This window comes from Acidobacteriota bacterium (assembly GCA_040754075.1).
GTDB lineage: Bacteria > Acidobacteriota > Blastocatellia > UBA7656 > UBA7656 > JBFMDH01.
The window spans coordinates 16,587-38,444 of the sequence record JBFMDH010000036.1; the positions used below are offsets into that span (position 1 = coordinate 16,587).

Sequence of the window (21,858 nt, forward strand, 5' to 3'; positions counted from 1 at the left end):
TCTCATTCAATCAATCAGAGTGAGACATTCTGCCTCATCGTCTTCATGCCGCAGTTATAAACTCGCGAGAACTGCCCAAAAATCGAGCGTTTTTCAACCTGCTTACGGCACATCGGTTGCCTAATCTCAAGCGTGACGATAGCGAACTCATTAATTAAGTGAAGAGGATGATATGAAGTCCATACGGTTAATCAAACGCCAGCACGTCGTTCAAGCTGACACCAAACTCGCCGTTAAAAAGCCTGTACAGGAAAAGCGCGCGGTGAAAAATGCCGTTGAGGTTGTCGGGCAGTGGGCAAAACAGCGCCGTGCCAGGCAACAACAAAGCGCCCGGCAGATGTTTGCGGCGCTTTTCAGGCAAGCGCAAGTTGAATAATTTTTTCATCATCGTTGAAAACCGGAAAAGACGAATAATGGAACTCAAAGAATTACAAACGCACATACGAACGCTGGCAACTCTGGATGAAACCGAAGCCCCGGTCATCAGTTGTTATCTCAATCTGGAATCCGACCAAGCGGGGTTTCGCGCGGCTTTTGATGAGCGGGTGCGCATCTTGAAGAAAAGTTTATCGGCATCCGAGTGGCAAAGCTTCAATGAAGCCTTGAACCGTCTGGAAGATTATCTTGGCAGCGCATCGTTTACCGAAGCTCAGGGCGCAGCCATCTTTTCCCGAGGCGGCACGCGCAAATTTTTCTTACCGCTACGGTTCCGCGTGCCGCTACCCAACTGGTTGAGCGTAGATTCGACGCCGAATATTTTTCATCTGGTCGAACTGAAAGACACCTATGCGCGGTTCGTCGTTTTGCTTTCAACCGAAGAGAGCGCCCGCATCCTGGAAGTCAATCTCGGCGAAGTCACGGAAACTTTGTGGAAAGAACGCCCGGAACTTCGCAAACGGGTCGGGCGCGAATGGACCAAAGAGCATTATCAAAATCACCTGCGCGACCGGCGTTATCAATTCATCAAAGAGAAGATTGAAATGCTCGACCGCTTGATGATTGCGGGCAAACACACGCATTTGATTCTGGCGGGCAACCCGCGAATGACCTCACAGATTAAAAACGCCTTGCCCAAGCATCTGGCGATGAAACTCGTCGATACGATTCCCGCATCCGGCAATGACCGAATTTCGGATGTGGTGGCGGCAACCTTAGCAACTTTTGTTGAACAGGAAGAGCGCGAATCGCTGGCGGTCGTCGAACATTTGCGCCGTGAAATTCAGACTACCAGGCTTGCGGTTCAAGGCACGCTTGACACTTTGCGGGCGCTTGAACGCGGTCAGGTTGATGTGCTGGTGTTGGCTAAAGATTATGAACCGGAATCCATCTATCAATCGGAATTCAACGCGCAACAATTTTTCTCTGCCAATTTAAAAGAAGCGATGGTGCGATTTGCCGAACAACAGGGCTGTCATATCGAAGTCGTCACCCACAGCGATGTACTCATGCAACTGGGCGGCGTCGGCGCACTTTTGCGTTATGCCCTGCCCGAACAGGCGCAGTTTCAGGTGCAAACCAGCAAGGTCGCTTAACTTTATTTTATAGGCGGTCAGCGCGGATTACGGGGAAATCTAAAGTATGCAGATCAGAGAAGCAATAATTGGCGAATCGCGAAAACCGCTGGATTATCCATTTCAAAAACATAGCAACGCATTAATAGAAGCGATGAGAGAGAAAATTCAAAGAGAGCAGGAGTTGCAGGAACTGGCGCAGCTTGCGGGCATTCGCGATACGGAATCGCTCCGTTTGTTGCAAGCCTTAGGTTACACACGCGACACGGTTGCGCTGTTGCCGCTGACGCCACTGGTGCGCATAGCATGGGCGGAAGGGCGCGTATCGAAAACCGAGCGCGATTTAATTCTGGCAATTGCCAGGTCGCGCGGCATTGATCAAGAGACGCTGGCGTATGACCTGCTATGTGTCTGGTTGGAGGAACGTCCGGCGGAGCAATTTCTGGAATCATCTTTACGATTATTTGTCGAGCAGGTGAAAAGATTGCCGCCCGAAGTTCGCAACCTGAACGAACGCGAACTGGTATCGAATTGCACGCGCGTTGCCGAGGCTTCAGGGACGATTGTCGGGTTTATCAAATCCAGCAGTCGGATTTGTAAAGAAGAGCGTGAAATGCTCAAACGCATCAACAAAGAATTGAGTTCGAGTTAAGGGTATCGCTCTTTTCAGTGTGGGCGATGAAACGACCCCTACAATGCCGCTCCCCTCTGGCTCGCTCGTTTCATCGCTCATTATTTTTTCTCCGGGCATTTTCCCCATTCAATCATCAGAACTGCTTGCGATGGATTTCGGTTGAGAGCGTGGTTCAAGCCGGTAATTCCCAACGACGCGCTCATAAACCGCCGGTTCAACAAACGGTTTTGCGAGCCGCGCTGATTTCCAACGCCTCATTCAACCTGTCGATTGAAAAATGCCCGGAAGTCGAGCCAGCAGCTCTGAGAAGGATTCGCAGGCGGCGATGTGATGTTGCTCAAGCTTGTCACGCCACTGTGACATATTGTCTCAGTGGTTTTATGAAGAAGGTTAAAACCCCGCAAAAAAGCCTGTAAAATCAGGCTTTTTTCATGGCACAGAGGTTGCCGTTGTGACTTATGTGACGCTGACTGTGTGATTCAGGAGAAGTCGCACAGAAAGCAAGACGCGCTTCCCGCATGCCTGCATATGGCGCGTCTTGAATTTCAGGCGCGCGGTTGACGAGCGGTCCTGCCGCGCGCCCTCTATCGCAGAAGCGAGTTTTGCAGAAGGTACAAATTGTGAGGACGACAGCCTGCACCGAAGGTCACAATTTTGAAGCCGCTTGCATCTATTGCGTCACGCTTATGAAACGTGAAGAAACCAAACTCAAGCCGGGGAAGGTTAACCAGTTTAAGAATGTGTAATCACCATAACGCCTAATCCCAGCAGGTTGGCAGTGCCTGCAACCTGCTGGCTTTTTTCAAAGCCAAGGCTTGAAAATTTTGTCCCTTGTTTTGATTTGAACATTCGATGTTGTATCGCTAGCCCTTTTCATCCTTGAAGGATTGGGAGAGTCCTTCAAGTTTCCAACCCCTTGTCGTGAACTTCCCGGCAAGGGGTTATTTTTTTGCGCAGTTCAAATTCACAACTCCTCAAATTTGACGGCGCGAAGCATCGCCTGTTGGGAATCCGCAGCAAAACGTTTTTGCAATTGGCGACTCACAGGATAGGCGAGTCGCGCAAATGGATGACGGGGTTTTGAAAAGGCAAACAGGTCATACCAGACCGAATTATCGGCGTGATGCCATTCAACTGAAAAACGCTCTTCGCCCTGTTCAACGTGTTCCGTGAGTGTGCCATAAGCAAAGCCGTATTTTTTTACGTTCACGTCGTTATCATTTTCATCAATGACATAAACGATGCGGCAGGCGTTTAAGGAATAAAATCCCAAATGACTGGCGAGCGGCGCAACGCAGGCGCCAACCGCTATCGGCGCATCGCTGAAATAGAGTTTAACCCAACCCGTATTGAACATCTGCCAGCGTTGGATCGCCTGAACGGCAAGCGCGAAGGCGTCTGCGCCGGTGCCGAGTTGAATGCGATTATGATCGCTGTTGTAGCCAATGGGTGAGCCGTGTCTGGACGCGCCGACTTCCGCATAAGAGAACCCGGACGAGGCTTGCGCATCAAGAAATTCGCGCACCTGTTTTTTAGTCGGTTGGGTCAACAAAAACATAAATCACTCTGAAAGGAATTATAGCGAGCGCGTTGGAAAAAATAAGAAATTGACTTCGTACAAGGGTTGTTTTACCGTTTTGCCATGATTGAAGTCACCATAGAAGAAGCCAAAGCGCAATTATCAGGACTCTTGCAGCGTGTCAGTATGGGCGAAGATGTAATTATTTGTGAAGGCGGCAAAGCCATCGCCAAACTTGTCACAACCCAACAACGCCCGCGCCGAAAACTCGGCGAAGACGCTGGCAAAGGCTGGGTGGCTGACGATTTTGATGCGCCACTGCCTGATGATATACAAGCCTACTTCGAGGGACGCGGCGAGTGAAAATATTGATAGATACTCAAAGTTTTCTGTGGTTTTTTCTGGAACCTCATAAACTTGGCAATGATGGAAAAGATGCGCTGACGGATACGAACAATGAATTATACCTGTCAGCAGCGCGCGCTTGGGAAATCTCAATAAAGTATGGGCTTGGTAAAATAGCTCTGCCTGAACCGCCGGATATTTATCTCCCCAAAAAACTACTTAGCGCGGGTATAATTGGTTTTCCAATAGAATTTCATCATGTTCTCGCCGTTTATTCCTTGCCGCTGATTCACAAAGACCCGTTTGACCGATTAATTATTGCTCAAACCAAAATTGAATCGCTCACCCTTCTAACGGCAGACCCAATTATGCTCAAATATACTTCGGATTTCATCTGGAGCGCGAAACCCAACCCTTAATTTATCTTAAATCAAACCCCATTGATGTTTTCTTGACAACGAAAGCCGCCGCTATGAATACTCAAAACTGCTCTTATTCAAAATTCTAAGGAGAATATTTTATGACTGCTTCCAAACCGCAAGATGTGATTATCCATGACAAAATTTACATCAATGGCGAATGGGTCGCTCCCGTTGGCAAAAATATGATTGATGTCATCAATTCGACAACCGAAGAAGTAATGGGACGCATTCCCGAATGCGCCGTTGAAGATGTCAACCGCGCCGTCGCCGCTGCCCGCGCCGCCTTCGCCACCTGGGCTGCGACTCCAGCCGAAGAACGCGCCGCCATCATCGCCCGCATCAGCGAAGGCTTGAAAGCCAGAGTCAATGAACTTGGCAATCTCATCGCCAATGAAGTCGGTATGCCTTTGCAGATGGCGACCGCCGTACAAGCCGGAATGCCGGCGATGGTCATGGGGTCTTATGCAAAACTTCTCGGCGAATATCAGTTTGAAGAACAGGTCAACAATTCGCTCATCGTCAAAGAACCCGTCGGCGTCATCGGTTGCATCACGCCCTGGAATTATCCGCTGCATCAGGTGGTCTGCAAAGTTGCGCCCGCAATTGCCGCCGGTTGCACGGTGGTTTTGAAGCCCAGTGAAGTTGCGCCGCTCACAGCATTCGTTTTCGCCGAAGTGTTGCACGATGCGGGACTCCCGGCAGGGGTGTTCAACCTGGTCACCGGTTACGGTACGGTTGTCGGCGAAGCCATCGCCGCGCACCCGGATATTGATATGGTGTCGTTCACCGGTTCGACTCGCGCAGGCAAGCGTGTGAGCGAAGTCGCCGCGCAAAATGTCAAGCGCGTAGCACTCGAACTTGGTGGCAAGTCGGCGAGCATTGTTTTGGACGATGCGGATTTGCAACGCGCCGTCTCATCAAGCGTCGGCAATTGCTATTTCAATTCGGGGCAAACCTGTTCGGCGCACACGCGCCTGCTGGTTCCCGAATCGCGTTATGATGAAGCCGTGCAAATCGCCAAAGCGACCGCCGAAAAATTCACGGTCGGCGACCCGCGCACAGGCGAAGCGAAACTCGGACCTTTGGTTTCCAAAACCCAACAGGAGCGTGTTCGCGGCTTTATTCAAAAAGGCATTGATGAAGGCGCGACTCTGGTGACCGGCGGCGCACAGCAACCCGAAGGCTTGGACAAAGGCTTTTTCGTCAAGCCGACGGTCTTTGCCAATGTGAGCAATGATATGACCATCGCGCAGGAAGAGATTTTCGGACCGGTGCTTTCCATCATTGCTTACAAAGATGAAGATGACGCGGTGCGTATTGCTAACGATACGATTTACGGACTCGCGGGCGGCGTATGGTCAGGCGACGTCGAACGCGCCAAACGTCTGGCGCGGCGCATTCGCGCAGGACAAATTGACATCAACGGTGGCAAGTTCAATCCGCTGGCTCCCTTCGGCGGCTTCAAACAATCGGGGCACGGACGCGAAATGGGCAAATACGGATTTGAAGAGTATCTCGAAATCAAATCCCTGCAACTTTAGAAGAGTTGTTCGGTAGGAATTTAAAAGTTGGTCTGCAACTTACCGTTTACAGGCCAACTTTTTCTTTATCAATACTACTGCCCGTTATCGCAGGCTGAGGTGAAGGTGGTCGGCTCTCCGTTGACTTCGACGCTGATGTTATCGAGGTAAACAAAGCCTACACCGGTATCAATGCCTTCGTCGAAAACAATAATCAATCCGCTGATGGTTCCGTTTACGGCATCGGCTCCGCCGGCGGCAACCACAAGGTTCAAAATATCCGCCGAGGAATAGGCGTCTAAAGTCCATCCCGCGGCGCTTCCGGCGCTATGCGAGGCTCCGGCGCATCCTAAAAACACCGTATAAGAGGTTCCGCTTGCGCCTTTAATAAATAAATCCCAGCGCGGCGCGCCGCCACTGCAATGCCCATCATCTCGACTTTCCCACGAAAGTCCGGTTAAATCCGCAACCGCCTTGCCTTCGAGTCCATTGACGACTGCCACACCGGCGGCAAAAGTCGCAGTCGTGGTGTTCTTTTCAAATAACAATGCCTGTTTGCCATTGCCGCAATTATCGGGCAAACCTTGTTTGGCTTTCCACGAAGCTTTCGATTTTTCACCGAAGCCGTTCGGATGTAATTTCAAGGCATCAGCAAATGCCAAGCTTGATGAAGCCATGAGCGTGATAACCAGAAAGAGGGCAAAGGTTTGTTTAATGTTCATAGCCAGGGTACTCCTATTCAACTCTTGATTTTCAGGTAAAGCATCGGGAGGTTTTCAATCTACCTGTTTAGGTTTCATTTCAGTTTGAGAAGCGACCCGCAAATCCTATGCTCGACGTATCAAGAATGCAAGGAAAAGACTTCTCTAAAACCCTGTTGATATAGTGACATTGCCGCCTGTAAGAACGGCGTGCTACCATCGGATTTACTGCTGCCAGCCCGTTACTTCAGAGGAGTTTTTATTTGTGGCGCGTTATTCAAGATTGCTTATCGTAGCAATTTTTCTTCTCTTTATTTTACTCATTGCCGCTCGCCCCAGCCGCGCGCAATACATCTACATCCTCAAACAAAATCCGCAGGATGAAAAAGCCGATAAGAAAGCCCGAAAACAGGAACGCAAGGCGGCACAGGAAAAATCGCAAAAATCCGAAACAGAAAATAAACCACCCGGCGAAGAAAAACCCGCAGCGCCGAAAACTCCTACCGGTGAAGTGGTCGTCGTCACCGCCGATAAACAGACCAAAGACGGCGATATTTATCTCTATGAAGGCTATGTCAATCTGACCGCAGGGCTTTATCGTTTGCAAGCCGACCGCGTGACCTTCAATGACGCCACTAAAGATGCGGTTGCCGAAGGCAATGTCATTTTTGATGAAGGCGAAGACCAGCGCATCACCGCCAGACGCGCCGAAATCAATCTGGTTTCCAAACGCGGGACGTTTTGGGATACCACAGGATTCAGCAACCGCACACAAACCGGCGAGTACATTTATTACACTGCCGCAGAGGTGCACAAAACCGGCGAGGGCATTTACGAACTCATCAATGCTGATGTGACAGCTTGCGAAGATGCGATTCCGAAATGGATTTTTGCAGCGAAACGCGCCGAGTTGAAACAGGGCGACCGGTTGATTTTAAACAAAGCGATTTTCCGCGTAAAAAACCTGCCGATTTTTTATCTGCCGTATGCGTGGATACCAAGCACACGCAACGGACGCCAATCCGGCTTTTTGCTGCCGACCACCGGTTCGTCCAATCAAAAAGGGCGCACCATTCGCAATGCTTACTATCAAACGCTCGGCAATTCCGCAGACATCACCTTTCGCAATGACCTCTACACTTCGCGCGGCAGCGGGTTTGGCGCAGAGTTTCGCGCGCAGACCGATGAAAAATCCTATTTGCGGCTTGGCACCTTCACCGTCAAAGACCGGTTGTTTGGACCTGTGGGTGAAAATCAGGGCGGCACGGCGTTTTCCGGTGAAGCCATTCAATACCTGCCGCATGGTTGGCTTGCCGTGGGCAATGTCTCTGTGGTTTCTTCGCTGAAATTCCGCCAGGCATTTTCCGATGACATCACCCAAGTCATCGACCCGCGCCGCGAATCGACCTTTTATGCCAATAACAACACCGGCAATTTCAGTTTCAATTTTTTAGCCTCGAATGAAATCACCCGCATCTTTCGTTTGAATCAGGAGTCAGTTGGCGGCACTGATTTCGATGTCAAAGTGCGACAAGCGCCGGAAATCAATTTGACCATGTATCCACACCGCATCTTTGACAATCTGCCAATCTATTTTGCATTCGATGCCGATATCGGCGCATTGAAACGTGAACACAGCGTCAATGACAACCGGGTTTTTGTCACCCCTGCCGTCGTTCAACGATTCGATTTTCAACCGAAAGTCACCGTGCCGCTCGCCACCGTTGCAGGCATCGCGGTCACTCCGAGTTTCTCGATTCGCGAAACCTATTACACCAGCAGCCTCGACCCGCTGCGTTCGGGATTTACCCCGGAGTTGTTTGCCGCCAGTCCTGACGACCCGCGACTCAATCCGCTGCTACCGGAATTCAATCCCAACATCACGCTTTATAATCGCGAACAATTCGACCCGATTATTCCGCAATCGCTGTTGCGCAGTTACGCAGAATTTGCCGTCGATATTCGCCCCCCGGCATTTGAGAAAATCTTTTTGAAGGCGGACGGTTCCAGACGTTTCAAACATTTAATCGAACCTTACATCACTTATCGTTTAATCAAAGGCGTCGGCAGCGAGTTCAATGAAATCATCCGTTTCGATGAACGCGACGCCGTAGCCAACACCAACGAATTTGAATACGCCTTGGTCAACCGGTTTTACACTACGATTGAAAGCAGCGATTTACGGCGCGATAAAAAAATTCGCAAACAACAACAACCCGGCAATCCCTTTCCGATGGAAATTGAACGCCCTGAAACCAAACGCAAGAAAAATAAAAAGAGTGAACCGGTAAGCGGCGAAAACCCGACGGATAACGTAACAAGCGATGAAGCCAAAGCGACGAAAGAGAAAAAGCCGAAACTCGCGACCGGCGAATCAAGCGAATTGAAGAATAATTCCAATCAACTCGACCGGCGCATCGCAACCGACATCGACGCGAATAAAGACGCGGTTACCAATGACGCGAATCGCAAAGCGGCAACTTCGGAAACCAAACCTGACGAGTCAACCGCGACACTCAGCGAAACCGAACGCCTTGCGGCATCCGCAACCAACGAAGATGCGCCCGAACAGGCTTATGAATTTCTAACCATCAAAGTCGCGCAGAAATATTTTTTTGACCGCGACTTCGGCGGGGCGTTGAAACCCCTGGCGCGTAATCAATTTTTTCCCATCAATACGCTTTCCGGGTTTACTTTCGGCGGGCGGGCGCGCAGTTTTTCACCCGCCAACATTCAGGTGCGTTATCGACCGCTATCGGTGCTGTTCACGGACGTGCGAATGGATGTCGGCTCTACAGACGGCGTGGTTCGCAACGTAACGATTTCGGGCGGCTATGACAAAGATAAATTCACGGTTTCATCAAGTTGGTTTTTATCGCGACGCATTACGCTTGATGCCAATCGCTTTGAGCCGGGAAGTTTTGCCGGCAATCAACTGGTGACCACTTTTCAATATGGCGACGAAGGCAAAGGCTTTTACTGGGGCACGAATATCGGCTACGACTTCACCGACCAGTTTTTGAGCGCCACGGAAGTTTCCAACGGAAGGCTGAGAAACTCGCGCAGCTATTTCGGCTATGCCTTCGATTGTTGCGGCATTCAATTCAACTACAACACCTTCAAAGCCGGGCTGCGCAACGAAAGCGCGTTTACGTTCACCTTCTCGCTTGCAGGGCTTGGCAGTTTCGGCACCGACCAGTTTTCCCAGCTCGGCGGGGGTGGCGGCAGTTCCCGCAAAGCCGCGAAACGCGCCCGCAAAGCCGCCGCCAACGATTTTTAAGCAGACCTGTTTCTTATTGAATTTTTAATCGAAGCGAAACTCCACCATATCTTGTGTGATCAGGCGAGCGTCATCACCTGTTTCATTTCCTCGATTCGTGACAACCCTCTGTCTATCTGAGTATTCTATTTTTATAAACTTATAGCAGGAGAAAATAAGGTTATGTCCAGCAATTTATCAAACTCTCAAACACGCATGGAAACCGACAGCATGGGTGCGATTGCAGTGCCCGCTTCGGTTTACTGGGGCGCGCAAACCGCGCGTTCGCTCATTCATTTCAACATCGGGCACGACCGCATGCCAGCGGAACTGATTCGCGCATTTGCGATTTTGAAAAAAGCCGCCGCGATGGTCAATCTCGACCTCGGCAAATTGCCAGCGGAAAAAGCTCGCCTCATCATTCAAGCCGCTGATGAAATCATCACGGGAAAATTGAGCGACCAGTTTCCTTTGAGTATCTGGCAAACCGGCAGCGGCACCCAGACCAACATGAATTTGAATGAAGTCATCGCCAATCGCGCCATTGAACTTGCCGGGGGCATACGCGGTTCAAAAAATCCCATTCACCCCAACGATGATGTAAATATGTCGCAATCATCGAACGACACCTTTCCGACCGCCATGCACATCGCCGCGGCAGAGCGCGTACACAATTATCTGATTCCCGCGATTCAACTGGTTCACGACGCGATTGACGCAAAAGCCAAAGCGTTTGCCGGAGTCGTCAAGATTGGTCGCACGCATTTGCAGGACGCAACGCCGCTCACCGTCGGGCAGGAGATGTCGGGCTGGGCGAGTCTGCTTGCGCGCGACATCCGAAGGCTCAGAGAGTCGCTTGATGGGCTTTATGATTTAGCTATCGGCGGCACAGCCGTTGGCACAGGACTCAACACTCATCCCGAATTTGCCGAACGCGCGGCAGCGCGCATTGCCGAACTGACAGGCTTGCCGTTTCGTTCGCATCCGAACAAATTCGCGGCGCTTTCGGCGCATGATGAACTGGTGTTTGCGCACGGCGCAATTCATACGCTCGCGGTGTCGCTGATGAAAATTGCCAATGATATACGCTGGCTGGCGTCTGGTCCGCGTTGCGGACTCGGCGAGTTGATTATTCCTGAAAATGAGCCGGGGTCTTCGATTATGCCGGGCAAAGTCAATCCCACGCAGTGCGAAGCGATGACCATGATTACTGCACAGGTTCACGGCAATAATGCGGCGATTGCTTTTGCGGGTTCACAGGGCAATTTTGAATTGAATGTCTTCAAGCCGGTGATCATTCATAATTTCCTGCATTCGGTGACGCTCATTCATGATGCCTGTCATGGATTTGTCGATTATATGATTCGCGGCATCGAACTCAACCGCGCGCAGATTGCGGCGCACGTCAATAATTCTTTGATGCTGGTGACGGCGCTTGCCCCGCGCATCGGTTACGACAACGCGGCGCATCTCGCGCATACGGCTTATGTAGAAGGCAGCACCTTGCGTGACGCCTGCATAAAACTCGGCTTGCTGAGCGCCGCAGAGTTCGATGAAATCGCGCGACCCGAAACCATGACGCATCCGTAAAGTGAATGCGAAGCTACCGGATTGGCTTAACGCGAAACGGTGATTTCGCTAATCTGCACGACGGGTTGCACGTTGGTGTAATTCGGAATGTCCGCCATGAGTTCCTGCGCGTGCGGCGCGATTGCTTCCTGAAACGCTTCGACGGAATCGAAGAGCAAATGCCCTGCGGCAATATAAGTTGGCTGAGAGCCGGGCGCGCCACTGCTCAATCCTTTTTCGATGGTCACACCTCTGAGGGCTGCGCTGAGTCGCGCTTCGGTCATCGGGATGTGGGTGTTAGTGTAATAATCCAAATCGAATTTACAGCCTTCATTGTTAGGGTAAAGGATGCTGACTTTAATCATTGGTTTCCTTTCGCGGTTGTTATAAAAATTGCATTCATATTCAACCTTGCAAATTATGAAAGACGCAAGCCAGTAAGTCGGATTTGCGTTTTTTATATGGTATCGATTGATGCGAGCGAGCCTGCGCTGCGGAAAGGCGCATTTTTTGAGGATAATTTGCAACCTTTATCTGTAGACAATTCAATTTTACGAGTAGGTTTGACTACAACTGAATCCGGTTGTTACCTTTTCAAATTCCGTTTAGCTCAATGGCGCAGGCATAGAGAGCTTGCGCTAAATTTTTTTTAGGAGTTCGTTAATTTATGAAATGGTCGAAGCTGTTTATTCCAACCCTGCGTGAAGACCCTGCCGATGCCGAAGTCGTCAGCCACCGTCTGCTGGTGCGCGCCGGTTACATTCGTCAACTCACCGCCGGCGTCTATTCCATGCTGCCGCTTGGGCATCGCGTGCGCTTGAAAGTCATGCAAATCATTCGCGAAGAGATGAATCGCATCGGCGCGCAGGAATTTTTACTGCCGGCGATTCACCCCGCCGAAGTCTGGAAAGAATCGGGTCGCTGGGACGTGATGGGCGACAATATGTTTCGCTTGAAAGACCGCAAAGGCGCAGAGATGGCTCTGGGGATGACGCACGAAGAAGTTTTCACGAGTATCGCGCGCGGCGCGCTTCGTTCTTACCGTGACCTACCGCAAGTCTGGTATCAGATTCAAACCAAATTCCGCGACGAAGCGCGCCCTAAATCGGGGCTGCTCAGAGTGCGCGAATTCACTATGAAAGACGCCTATTCATTCGACGTTGATTTTGCCGGACTCGATAAAGCTTTCGACGACCAATACAACGCCTATTGCGCGATATTCAATCGCTGCGGTTTGAAATTCACGCCGGTCGAAGCGAGTTCCGGCGCGATGGGCGGCAGCAAATCGACCGAATTTATGGTGCGCACGGAAGCCGGTGAAGACCGCATCGTGGTTTGCGAAAAATGCGGCTATTCGGCAAACGTTGAAAAAGCGACCTCGAAACTTGACGCCGTAAACGATGGCGAAGACAAATTCACCGCGCCGGAAATTTTCCCGACGCCGGGCGTGCGCACCATTGAAGACCTGGTGCAATTTGAAGGCGGCGCGCCCGCTGATAGGCAAATCAAAACTCTGGTCTATGTGCTGGATGGCAAACTGGCGCTGGTGCTGATGCGCGGCGACCACGAACTCAATGAAACCAAACTGGCGGACGCGACCGGCGCGATTGAGATTCGCCCTGCACACCCCGAAGAGATTGTCGAAGCCCTCGGCGCATCCGCAGGTTCCTTGGGCGCGGTCGGTGTCACGCCATCAACCCATAAACTCATCACGCGCATTGTTGCCGATGAAGCGTTGCAAGGTCGAAAAAATATGACCACCGGGGCAAATAAAGACGACCACCATTTGCGTGGCGTGTCGGTGGCGCGTGACCTTCAGGTTGCTAAATGGGCGAGCCTGCGCACTGTGAATGCCGGTGAGATGTGCGCTACTTGTGAATCGCCGCTTGATGTTTTCAAAGCCGTTGAAATCGGTCACATCTTCAAACTCGGATTGAAATATTCCGAGAGTATGGGCGCGAATGTCCTGACCACCGATGGCAAAAGTGTGCCGATAGTTATGGGCAGTTATGGCATCGGCGTTGAGCGCGTGATGGTCGCAGCGGTTGAACTCTTCAACGACGAAGCGGGAATTATCTGGAATCCGGCAATCGCCCCTTTTCAGGTCGTCGTTACCCCTGTGAATGTAAAAGACGAAGTGGTGCTTGCGGCGGCTGAAAAACTTTATGGTGAATTAGAAGCTGCCGGTATTGAAGTTTTACTCGATGACCGCGACGAACGCGCCGGTGTGAAATTCAATGATGCGGATTTGATAGGCGTGCCATTTCGCGTGACCGTCGGCAAAAAAATCAGCGAAGGCAAAGTTGAACTCCTGACGCGCGCTTCACGGCAAAAAGAGGATGTAGCAATTGACGCAGTGGTTTCAGTTCTTAAAACGAAAATTGCCGAAGCGATGCCAACAGCATAAAAGAATAAACCGCCAGGACGCCAAGAACGCCAGGGCTGTAACAAAGTCTGGGGCAAATCCAAAAGTGCTTCTCTATGAGGAATCAGAAAACTTTTTAACTGGGAACGCGGACGTCCACGTCCACAGCCGTGAAGTCGGCGGACGTGGACGTCCGCGTTCCCAGTATCACGGCTTCCGACTTTGTTACAGCCCTGCCAAGAACGCCAAATCAAAACCTGACTAATTTTTTGGCGTACTTGGCGTCCTGGCGGTTCAAAATAAAAGCGCAACGAATTTAATTTTCGTTGCGCCAGCGGTTTTACAATTAGCGTGTGCTTGCCGCAACCTCACCTTTCGTCAGTTCATCGACCAACTCTTTCACAATGAAATTGCCGACCAGGGATTCGATATTGCCGTCGAAAATCAAACCCACGGGTTCGAGATTTTTGTTAATCCGGGTCTGTGAAAAGTTTCAAGAATGCGACCGGGTCAATTATTTTCAGCGGGCGAAATCTTTGGCGAAATTCTTTGCATTCGGCGGTGTGTCCGGTCATCAAATCAAGCAGGTCTTTATCGCGGCTCACCAGATAATCCGCTTTTGTTTCAACGGCAAGGTTGATATACGGTTCATCTTTCGGATCGCGTTCATAACGAAATTTTTGGGCTACCGATTTCAAGACGACGGCTTTGCTTGTCAGGTCTTTGAGAAAAGCCTCAACGGCTTCGGGGGTGGCTTGGGCAAACTGGTTTTGGGTTTCCGGTCGGGTTAAAACATCTCGCACTTCATCCAACACGTCGGCGCTGAGAAAGAGAATGATTTTTCCATCCTCAACCAGTTTCTGACACCGCCCGGAAGCCCCCGTTTTTGAAAAGAACGCTTGCCAGAGGATATTGCAATCGAAAACCACCCTGAGCAACTCTGCGGTCACTGGGCATTATCCTTTGCGGGTTTTTCTTGCCAGGCTTTTTCCCGAACGTCATTCAAGAAATCGTCTAACTCATCTTCTGTCATGCCGCTTTCGGCGAATTCCTGACGCACCGGCGCAAGAATTTCATCAACGCTTTTAACAGGTTTCAAGGCTTCCTGCTTCACAACACTCTCAACAAATTCCTTAATATCCTGCCCCAAAGACTGAGCGCGCTGTTGAAGTTTGGCTTGCACCTCCGGCTCAATCGTAATCGTGATGTCCATACGCCCTCCGTTTTCAGGCCGCTTGATTTTCCTGTCTTATCGCGCTTCGATGCGCTATCAAGTTACTCACCTTTCGTCAGTTCATCGACCAATTCTTTCGCGCTGTAGATATTTTTCAAAGCGTACAACATGGCTCTGACATCAACCGACACGGCGCGATTCTGGGTTTCGTCGTAAATGAAATTGCCGACCAGGGATTCGATATTGCCGTCGAAAATCAAACCCACGAGTTCGAGATTTTTATTAATCACCGGAGACCCGGAATTGCCGCCGATGATGTCGTGCGTGGTGACGAAATTGAACGGCGTCTTCATATCAAGCTGAGCTTTTTTCGCTGTCCAGCTTTCGGGAATTTTGTAAGGCTCTTTGTTGCCGTGCGCTGCCGCGTGTTTAAACAGTCCCGCAAAATCCGTAAAGGGCGGAATGAATTTGCCATTTACCGTGTAGCCTTTCACCGCGCCATAAGATAAACGCAGGGTAAAGGTCGCATCCGGGTAGACTTTCGTGCCTTCGACTTCAAACCGCGCTTTGGCAATTTTGGCATAATTGGCGCGTTCGCTCGCCTGCACTTCGGTCTCATATCTCTTGCGCAGTTCACGCGCTTGCGGGTCAATCATTCGGGCAAGGGCAATCATCGCGTCCGTTGATTCCTGAATGGCTTTTGTGCCACCTGCGGCAAGCTGTTTGCGGTACTCAACGTCTTTCAATTTGCTGCCGTCAATGAGTTCAGCGGCGCGGGCTTCGGGCGTTTTACCCGCCAGAACTTTCTGCACCGTCGGATGATTAGCTCCCAGTTCATCGCGCATAAACGCCAGGGCATTTGCGAGTTTGACTTTCTCGAAATCTTCATAAATCGGCGCCGGTGAATAGAGTCCGAGTTCAAGCGACTGGCGGCGCGCATCGGTGTATTCCGGTAGACGTTCGGCGTTAGGCTTTTGACTCTCTTCGGTCAAGCGAACCAGCGCCAGCGCAATGCCGAAAAGTTCGGAATCAAACGCTGCGCCGTTTGATAGCAGGGAATGCTCTTTGAAATACGCGGCAAACATTTTGCGCCCTTTGGCAATCGCGTCCCAGGCATCGGCGAATTCTTTTTTCATTTTCGGGTCGGCTGCAACTCTAGCGCGCAAAGCGGTTTCGGCAGCCTGTTTTTTCGCAAGGATTTTCGGGTCGCGAAGCCCGGCGTATTGCCCGCGCAAGGCTTTCAAACTGTTTTCAATTCCGAAAATATCTTCCTGAGCGCGACGCGATTGTTCATCGCCTTTCTTGCTGTATTCGCGCAAGGCTTTGACCCGCGATTCGAGTAATTTCAAGGTGTAAGGCAAGCCGTTATCGCGCAGATATTCGAGGTGCGCGACGGTATTCAGGCGTTGCGTCGAACCGGGATGCCCGGAGACGAAAACCAGTTCACTCACGCTTGAACCTTTGGTTGACCATTTGAAATAACTCGGACTTTTGATGGGCTTATCATTTTCATAAACGCGGAATAATGCCATATCCAGGTCGTAACGCGGATATTCAAAGTTATCCGGGTCGCCGCCGAAAAAGGCGATGTCAAATTCGGGCGCAAAGACCAACCGCACGTCAGTATATTTTTTATAGCGATACAGGTGATATTGCCCGCCCTGATAGAGCGTGACAACATCGCTTCTGAGTCCGGTTTTTTCCGTTGACTCTTTTTCGATTTCAGCTATCGCGGCGCGGCGCGCAGCGTTGGCTTCGGCAGGCGACGCATTGGCTTTCACTGCGGCATTGACGCGCGTGGTGACGTCTTCGAGGCTGTCGAGGACATTGAGTTCAAGGTCAGGCGCTTTAATTTCTTCGGCATGAGTTTTGGCATAAAACCCGATGCGCACATAATCTTTTTCCGGGGTGGAGATTTTTTGCAGGGTTTCGGAAGCGACGTGATGGTTGGTTAAAACCAGTCCGTCGGACGAAACGAAAGACCCGCTGCCGCCGCTATTGAAGCGCACTGAACCGAGTTGCACTTTTTTCAACCACTCATCGGTCACCTCAAAGCCGTAGCGTTTTTTAATGTCAGCTTTCGGGATGTTATTAAATGTCCACATGCCTTCATCGGCAAATGCCAGGGCGATGTTTGACACGCTGAAAGCAAGAATCAGCAATAGGCTAAATAATTTTTTTAATCGCATTTTATAATCCTCGAATTGAATTGCAGTTTTAATCGGGCTGGTAATCATCTGAACTCGTAGATGCGTAAAAATGAGGGCGAGATGTTCTGACCTCTCGCCCTCTACCATTCCGCTCACTCTTGGAGAAGATGGCAGTTCGCTGCTGCCAATAAAATGATAGCAGATTCGCTCACTGGCGCAACAGGGCTTTCCGGTAAGCCGGATTCAGCCTAGCAACCTAATTTCTAAGCATGGCGACGAGCAGAATCGAAATCGCCGCAGGAGTTATCCCGGGAATGCGCGCTGCCTGCCCGATGGTCATCGGGCGAATGCGCGTGAGTTTTTGTATGACTTCACTCGACAATCCGCCGATTTGCGCGAAATCCATCTCGCGGGGAATTTCCAGATTGTCATAGCGCGCGCGCTTTTTCGCTAAGGTTTCCTGGTCTTTCAAATACCCGGCATAGCGCGTGTCATTGAGCGCAATAACAATTTCCGCATCGGCAATTTCGCCTCCTGCCACTTCGCGCAACAGCGCCGTCAGCTTTTCAATATCGGTATCGTGACGCCGCGCCAGATATTCGAGCTTTTTACCAACCAGATTGTCCTGCGAACCCTCGATAGCTAAATTATTGACGAATGCTTCATCGAGTTCGGAAATTTTCTTGTTCACTAAAATGGTTTTAACGCGCTCGACATTTTCCTGTCTTCGTAAAAACGCCTGATAGTCGGTCTCATCAACCGAACCGATTTGGTAACCTAGCAGCGTAAGCCTCTGGTCGGCGTTATCATATCTGAGCGACAAACGCATTTCGGCGCGTGAGGTGAACATTCTGTAAGGTTCATCTGCGCCTTTGGTAACCAGGTCATCAATCATCACCCCGATATAACTCGACGCCCGGTCAAGCACTACCGGTTCGCGACCTAAAACTTTCAATGCGGCGTTGATTCCAGCGACAATGCCTTGCCCTGCGGCTTCCTCATAACCGCTGGTGCCATTGATTTGCCCCGCATGAAAAAGCCCGTTTACTTGTTTGGTTTCAAGCGTCGAGTAGAGTTCGCGCGGGTCAACGAAATCATATTCGATGGCATAACCGGGTCGCAGAAATTTTACCGCTTCAAGTCCAGGTATAGCCCGCACGAACATTTTCTGCACCGCTTCATCCATACTGGTCGAGATGCCGTTCGGATAAACCTCATAGGTTTCGTAGCCTTCGGGTTCGAGGAAAATCTGATGCCGGTCTTTTTCGGCAAACTTCACCACTTTATCTTCAATCGACGGGCAGTAACGCGGGCCGATGCCTTGAATATCACCGCTGTAGAGCGGGGATTTATCAATGTTATTGCGAATGATGTCGTGAACGCTGTGGTTGGTGTAGCCGATGAAGCATTCGATTTGTTGACGACGGATGCGTTCGGTCTTGAATGAAAACGGCACCGGCTCCGGGTCGCCCGGTTGGCGCTCGAATTTCGTGTAATCAATCGTGCGTCCATCAAGTCGTGGCGGGGTTCCGGTTTTGAGTCGCCCCATTTTAAATCCGACACGGCGAATGCTTGCGGCTAATTTGATGGATGCGGGTTCGCCGCTGCGTCCCGCCGAAAAAGTCTTTTTGCCAACGTGAACCAGACCGTTTAAAAACGTCCCGGTGGTCAAAACAACTGCGCGCGCTTCGATGATTGTACCGTCAGCGAGTTCGACGCCGGTGATTTTATCGCCGGTGATTTGGATTTCCGCGACTTCGCCGCCGATGACCGTAAGATTTTCCGTGAGTCCTAGTCGACGGCGCATTTCACGACGATAGAGATTTCTATCCGCCTGGGCGCGTGGCGATTGCACGGCAGGCCCACGGCTGCGATTCAGCAAGCGAAATTGAATGCCGGTCGCGTCGATAACTTCGCCCATCAAACCGCCGAGCGCGTCGACTTCGCGAACCATATGTCCCTTGGCAATGCCGCCGATTGCCGGATTGCAACTCATCATGCCGATGGAATTGACATCGATGGTGCAAAGCGCGGTCTTTGCGCCAATGCGCGCAGCAATGTACGCGGCTTCGCATCCGGCGTGTCCCGCGCCGATGACCACTACATCAAATGAAAGTGTGCTGCTCATAACCTACCATCTTAATTTCCGTGTCTTTTGTAATCTATTTGTTTAACGCTTTTCGGTAGGCAAATGCAATGGTGAAATTCACCTTGCGCTAAAAGCGGGTACGATTAAAAGTGGGACTGGCTTTGGAATGCGGCGACAGTAGAGTCATACTCTGGTTGAACAGATGAATGTTGAAAGCGTTGATAAACAGCTTGCGGTTGATGATGAAAATACCTGTCAAATGATTCGCGAACCGGGTTAGACCTTGGCTCGAATTCATCAGAGGTCACGAGAAACCACCAACAGAAATCAATGGATATGGTCTTAAAAGTTATCGCGACCCTTGCTTGCGTGATATTGCCTATCGGGTTGCGGCATTTCACGCGGCGAAATCGCAAATTTCGATTATTTACCTCCTAAAAACCCGGTTTTTACCGCTATTTACCTCGGCACAAAGCTTGCAGTTTTGTTCACTTTAACACTTTATGCAGGAGTCGACTTATGTCAGCGCCATTTTACATTTTGAAACACGAACACAGGGTAATTGAACGGGCATTGCGGGCGCTTGAGGGCGTCTGCTTCAGGCTCAAAGCCGGAGAAACGGTGCCCGCCGCTGATCTTTTAAAACTTATTGATTTCATCAGCGATTTCGCGCATGGATTTCACCACTTCAAAGAAGAACAATACCTATTTCCCCGGCTGAGACAACAAGGCATCAGCGGCGAAGGCGGCGTACTGCAAGCCCTCTCTTATGAGCATGAAATTGAGACCGAGTTGGTAGAAAAGCTACTGGATGCGGTGAAAGGCATCGAGAAAAATGATGCGGTGGCTATTGAGCAGTTCACCGACATCGCCTCCAAATATGTAGCGCACCTCATCGGGCATTTGCGCCACGAAGACGCGACGCTATTTCGATTGGCTGAAGAGTTATTAGAGCAGCCGGACAAAGACGCGCTCTACCAGGATTTTAAACTTGCAGAAAATAGTCTCGGCACGGATGCGGTTCGCGAATACGAAGACCTTGCCTCAACGCTTGAAGAGAAATGGGCGGTTTAAATTTTTTAAGATGAGCTAACACTTACGCGACCTTTATCGCCGTCTGCTGCTCATTTACCAATGAATTTTAAATTTTTGCATCCTGCCATTTTATGAAATCTTCATAAAAATTTTGATAAGCCAGCGGCTTTTAAAAAGTAACGCTTTCGCTTCACCGGCGTACGAAATGGTGTCTCACCTTCTCCTCTTTTAAAATCCAAATACTGTTATTGCACCATTTACTCGAAGGCACGCTATTTGCCAATAAAATTGAATTGAAATGTATGTAGCCAATCGGACTTTTTGCAGTGATGGATTGCCTTGTGATTTCTTACAAAAAGTCTTAGCGGCATACAACAGAAGAAGGAGATAAATTATGAAAAGAAATATTTTTACACGTCTATTATCTCTTGTAATGAGCGCACTGTTTTTAGTCGGAACCGGAATGCCGGTTTACACACAGCAGAACGGACAACAAGACAAGCAGGCACGCAAAGAGCAGCGTCGTCAAGAACAGCAACAAGCCGAACAGCAGCGACAGCAACAAAAGCAGCAACGTCGCACTGAACGACAACAACAAGCTCAACAAGAACTACAACGTCAACAACAGCTGGAAACTCAGCGCCAGCAGGAAAAACAACAGCGTCGCTTAGAGCAGCAACGTCAGGAGCAGCAACAACAGCAACAGCGTCAGCAACAACGCGCTGCTCGTCAACAAACGGCGCAACAACAGGAAGCTGCGCGTCAACAACAGGAAGTTGTGCGTCAGCAGCAACGCGCCGCGCAACAACGTTTAGAACAACAGCGACAGGAAGAGGCTCGGCAACGCCATTTGCAAAATCAACAACAGAAACAAGCCGCCAGAGCCGAACGCGAACGGCTGTCGCAACAGCAGCAACAGGCGTTGATTAATCGTCAACAACAACGAATTGTGCAGTATCGTCAGGCGCTTGAACAACGTGAGCGAATTTCCCGTGACCGTTTAAATTACCTGCAACGACAAAGACGTATACAGCAATATCGTTATCAGCAGGCTTATTTTGAGCACCTGCGCGAACAGCAACGCCGGATTCAGGCGATGAGAAATTACAACTACTACAACGACCCGTATTTCTACACGCCACCGAGTTACCGTTACTATCGCGCTGGCAGGTACTATCAGGTAAATCGCTACGCAGCAGATTTGCTGCGACAGGCAATTAACCAGGGTTATCAGGAAGGATTCCGTGCCGGACAGGCGGATAGAGAAGATGGCTGGAGATTTGATTATCGCTCCTCGTTTGCCTATCAGGATGCTAACTATGGTTACACGGGATTTTATGTAGACCAGTCTGAGTACAATTACTATTTCCGCGAAGGATTCCGTCGCGGTTACGAAGACGGTTATTATAGCCGCCATCGTTATGGGAACTACTCAAATGGCAGAATCTCAATTTTGGGCGCAGTCTTAACCGGAATTCTCGGTTTAACGGCACTCTTTTCAGACTAATTTGAGTCTGTTTGAAATTGAGCAGCCCGACACAATCAAACAAAACTCGGTTGTGTCG

General features: G+C 50.3%; 18 protein-coding genes. 11 read left to right on the forward strand and 7 right to left on the reverse strand.

Annotated elements, in window-relative coordinates:
• The first annotated feature begins 172 nt into the window (after positions 1-172).
• The 3 genes from AB1757_26745 to AB1757_26755 are packed head-to-tail and all read left to right on the forward strand — an operon-like array spanning position 173 to position 2,163.
• Complete coding sequence (locus AB1757_26745; protein MEW6130658.1) at positions 173-376, forward strand: hypothetical protein; 204 nt, start codon at positions 173-175, stop codon at positions 374-376.
• Positions 377-413: 37 nt separating this feature from the next.
• Complete coding sequence (locus AB1757_26750; protein MEW6130659.1) at positions 414-1,532, forward strand: hypothetical protein; 1,119 nt, start codon at positions 414-416, stop codon at positions 1,530-1,532.
• 46 nt (positions 1,533-1,578) lie between these two features.
• On the forward strand, positions 1,579-2,163 hold the full coding sequence (locus tag AB1757_26755) for a hypothetical protein (GenBank protein ID MEW6130660.1): 585 nt from the start codon (positions 1,579-1,581) through the stop codon (positions 2,161-2,163).
• A gap of 946 nt (positions 2,164-3,109) precedes the next feature.
• Here AB1757_26755 and AB1757_26760 read toward each other — a convergent pair.
• Positions 3,110-3,703, reverse strand: a complete 594-nt coding sequence (locus tag AB1757_26760; protein ID MEW6130661.1) for a DUF1990 domain-containing protein — start codon at positions 3,701-3,703, stop codon at positions 3,110-3,112.
• Between the two features lie 84 nt (positions 3,704-3,787).
• Here AB1757_26760 and AB1757_26765 point away from each other — a divergent pair, with 84 nt between their 5' ends.
• The 3 genes from AB1757_26765 to AB1757_26775 all read left to right on the forward strand — a co-directional run bounded on the left by AB1757_26765 (position 3,788) and on the right by AB1757_26775 (position 5,972).
• Complete coding sequence (locus tag AB1757_26765) at positions 3,788-4,027, forward strand: type II toxin-antitoxin system prevent-host-death family antitoxin (GenBank protein ID MEW6130662.1); 240 nt, start codon at positions 3,788-3,790, stop codon at positions 4,025-4,027.
• Complete coding sequence (locus tag AB1757_26770; protein MEW6130663.1) at positions 4,024-4,428, forward strand: type II toxin-antitoxin system VapC family toxin; 405 nt, start codon at positions 4,024-4,026, stop codon at positions 4,426-4,428. Before AB1757_26765 ends, AB1757_26770 begins: the two co-directional genes overlap by 4 nt.
• Before the next feature lie 125 nt (positions 4,429-4,553).
• Positions 4,554-5,972: an aldehyde dehydrogenase family protein gene (locus tag AB1757_26775; GenBank protein ID MEW6130664.1), complete on the forward strand. Its 1,419-nt coding sequence runs from the start codon at positions 4,554-4,556 to the stop codon at positions 5,970-5,972.
• Positions 5,973-6,046: 74 nt separating this feature from the next.
• On the opposite strand, the gene AB1757_26780 is transcribed toward AB1757_26775, so the two are convergent.
• The gene (locus AB1757_26780) at positions 6,047-6,673 is read right to left on the reverse strand and encodes a hypothetical protein (GenBank protein ID MEW6130665.1); all 627 of its coding nucleotides are present in this window, start codon (positions 6,671-6,673) and stop codon (positions 6,047-6,049) included.
• A 244-nt stretch (positions 6,674-6,917) separates the two neighbouring features.
• On the opposite strand from AB1757_26780, the gene AB1757_26785 reads away from it, so the two are divergent.
• Positions 6,918-9,932, forward strand: coding sequence for a putative LPS assembly protein LptD (locus AB1757_26785; protein MEW6130666.1), 3,015 nt, complete (start codon positions 6,918-6,920; stop codon positions 9,930-9,932).
• A 162-nt stretch (positions 9,933-10,094) separates the two neighbouring features.
• Complete coding sequence (gene fumC, locus AB1757_26790; protein ID MEW6130667.1) at positions 10,095-11,501, forward strand: class II fumarate hydratase; 1,407 nt, start codon at positions 10,095-10,097, stop codon at positions 11,499-11,501.
• Between the two features lie 26 nt (positions 11,502-11,527).
• Here the strand turns inward: fumC and AB1757_26795 are convergent, their stop codons facing one another.
• Positions 11,528-11,845 (reverse strand): EthD family reductase, encoded by a 318-nt coding sequence (locus AB1757_26795; protein ID MEW6130668.1) that lies wholly within the window; start codon positions 11,843-11,845, stop codon positions 11,528-11,530.
• Between the two features lie 302 nt (positions 11,846-12,147).
• On the opposite strand from AB1757_26795, the gene AB1757_26800 reads away from it, so the two are divergent.
• Entirely contained in the window at positions 12,148-13,887 is a 1,740-nt protein-coding gene (locus tag AB1757_26800; GenBank protein MEW6130669.1) for a proline--tRNA ligase, read from the forward strand.
• 428 nt (positions 13,888-14,315) lie between these two features.
• On the opposite strand, the gene AB1757_26805 is transcribed toward AB1757_26800, so the two are convergent.
• The 4 genes from AB1757_26805 to mnmG form a co-directional block, all read right to left on the reverse strand.
• Complete coding sequence (locus AB1757_26805) at positions 14,316-14,795, reverse strand: putative toxin-antitoxin system toxin component, PIN family (protein ID MEW6130670.1); 480 nt, start codon at positions 14,793-14,795, stop codon at positions 14,316-14,318.
• Entirely contained in the window at positions 14,792-15,058 is a 267-nt protein-coding gene (locus AB1757_26810; GenBank protein MEW6130671.1) for a hypothetical protein, read from the reverse strand. Before AB1757_26810 ends, AB1757_26805 begins: the two co-directional genes overlap by 4 nt.
• Positions 15,059-15,120: 62 nt before the next feature.
• Complete coding sequence (locus AB1757_26815) at positions 15,121-17,208, reverse strand: S46 family peptidase (GenBank protein ID MEW6130672.1); 2,088 nt, start codon at positions 17,206-17,208, stop codon at positions 15,121-15,123.
• A gap of 217 nt (positions 17,209-17,425) precedes the next feature.
• Entirely contained in the window at positions 17,426-19,297 is a 1,872-nt protein-coding gene (gene mnmG, locus AB1757_26820; GenBank protein MEW6130673.1) for a tRNA uridine-5-carboxymethylaminomethyl(34) synthesis enzyme MnmG, read from the reverse strand.
• Positions 19,298-19,777: 480 nt separating this feature from the next.
• On the opposite strand from mnmG, the gene AB1757_26825 reads away from it, so the two are divergent.
• Both AB1757_26825 and AB1757_26830 read left to right on the forward strand, forming a co-directional pair.
• Positions 19,778-20,332, forward strand: a complete 555-nt coding sequence (locus tag AB1757_26825; GenBank protein MEW6130674.1) for a hemerythrin domain-containing protein — start codon at positions 19,778-19,780, stop codon at positions 20,330-20,332.
• A gap of 355 nt (positions 20,333-20,687) precedes the next feature.
• Positions 20,688-21,800, forward strand: a complete 1,113-nt coding sequence (locus AB1757_26830; protein MEW6130675.1) for a hypothetical protein — start codon at positions 20,688-20,690, stop codon at positions 21,798-21,800.
• Positions 21,801-21,858: the final 58 nt, after the last annotated feature.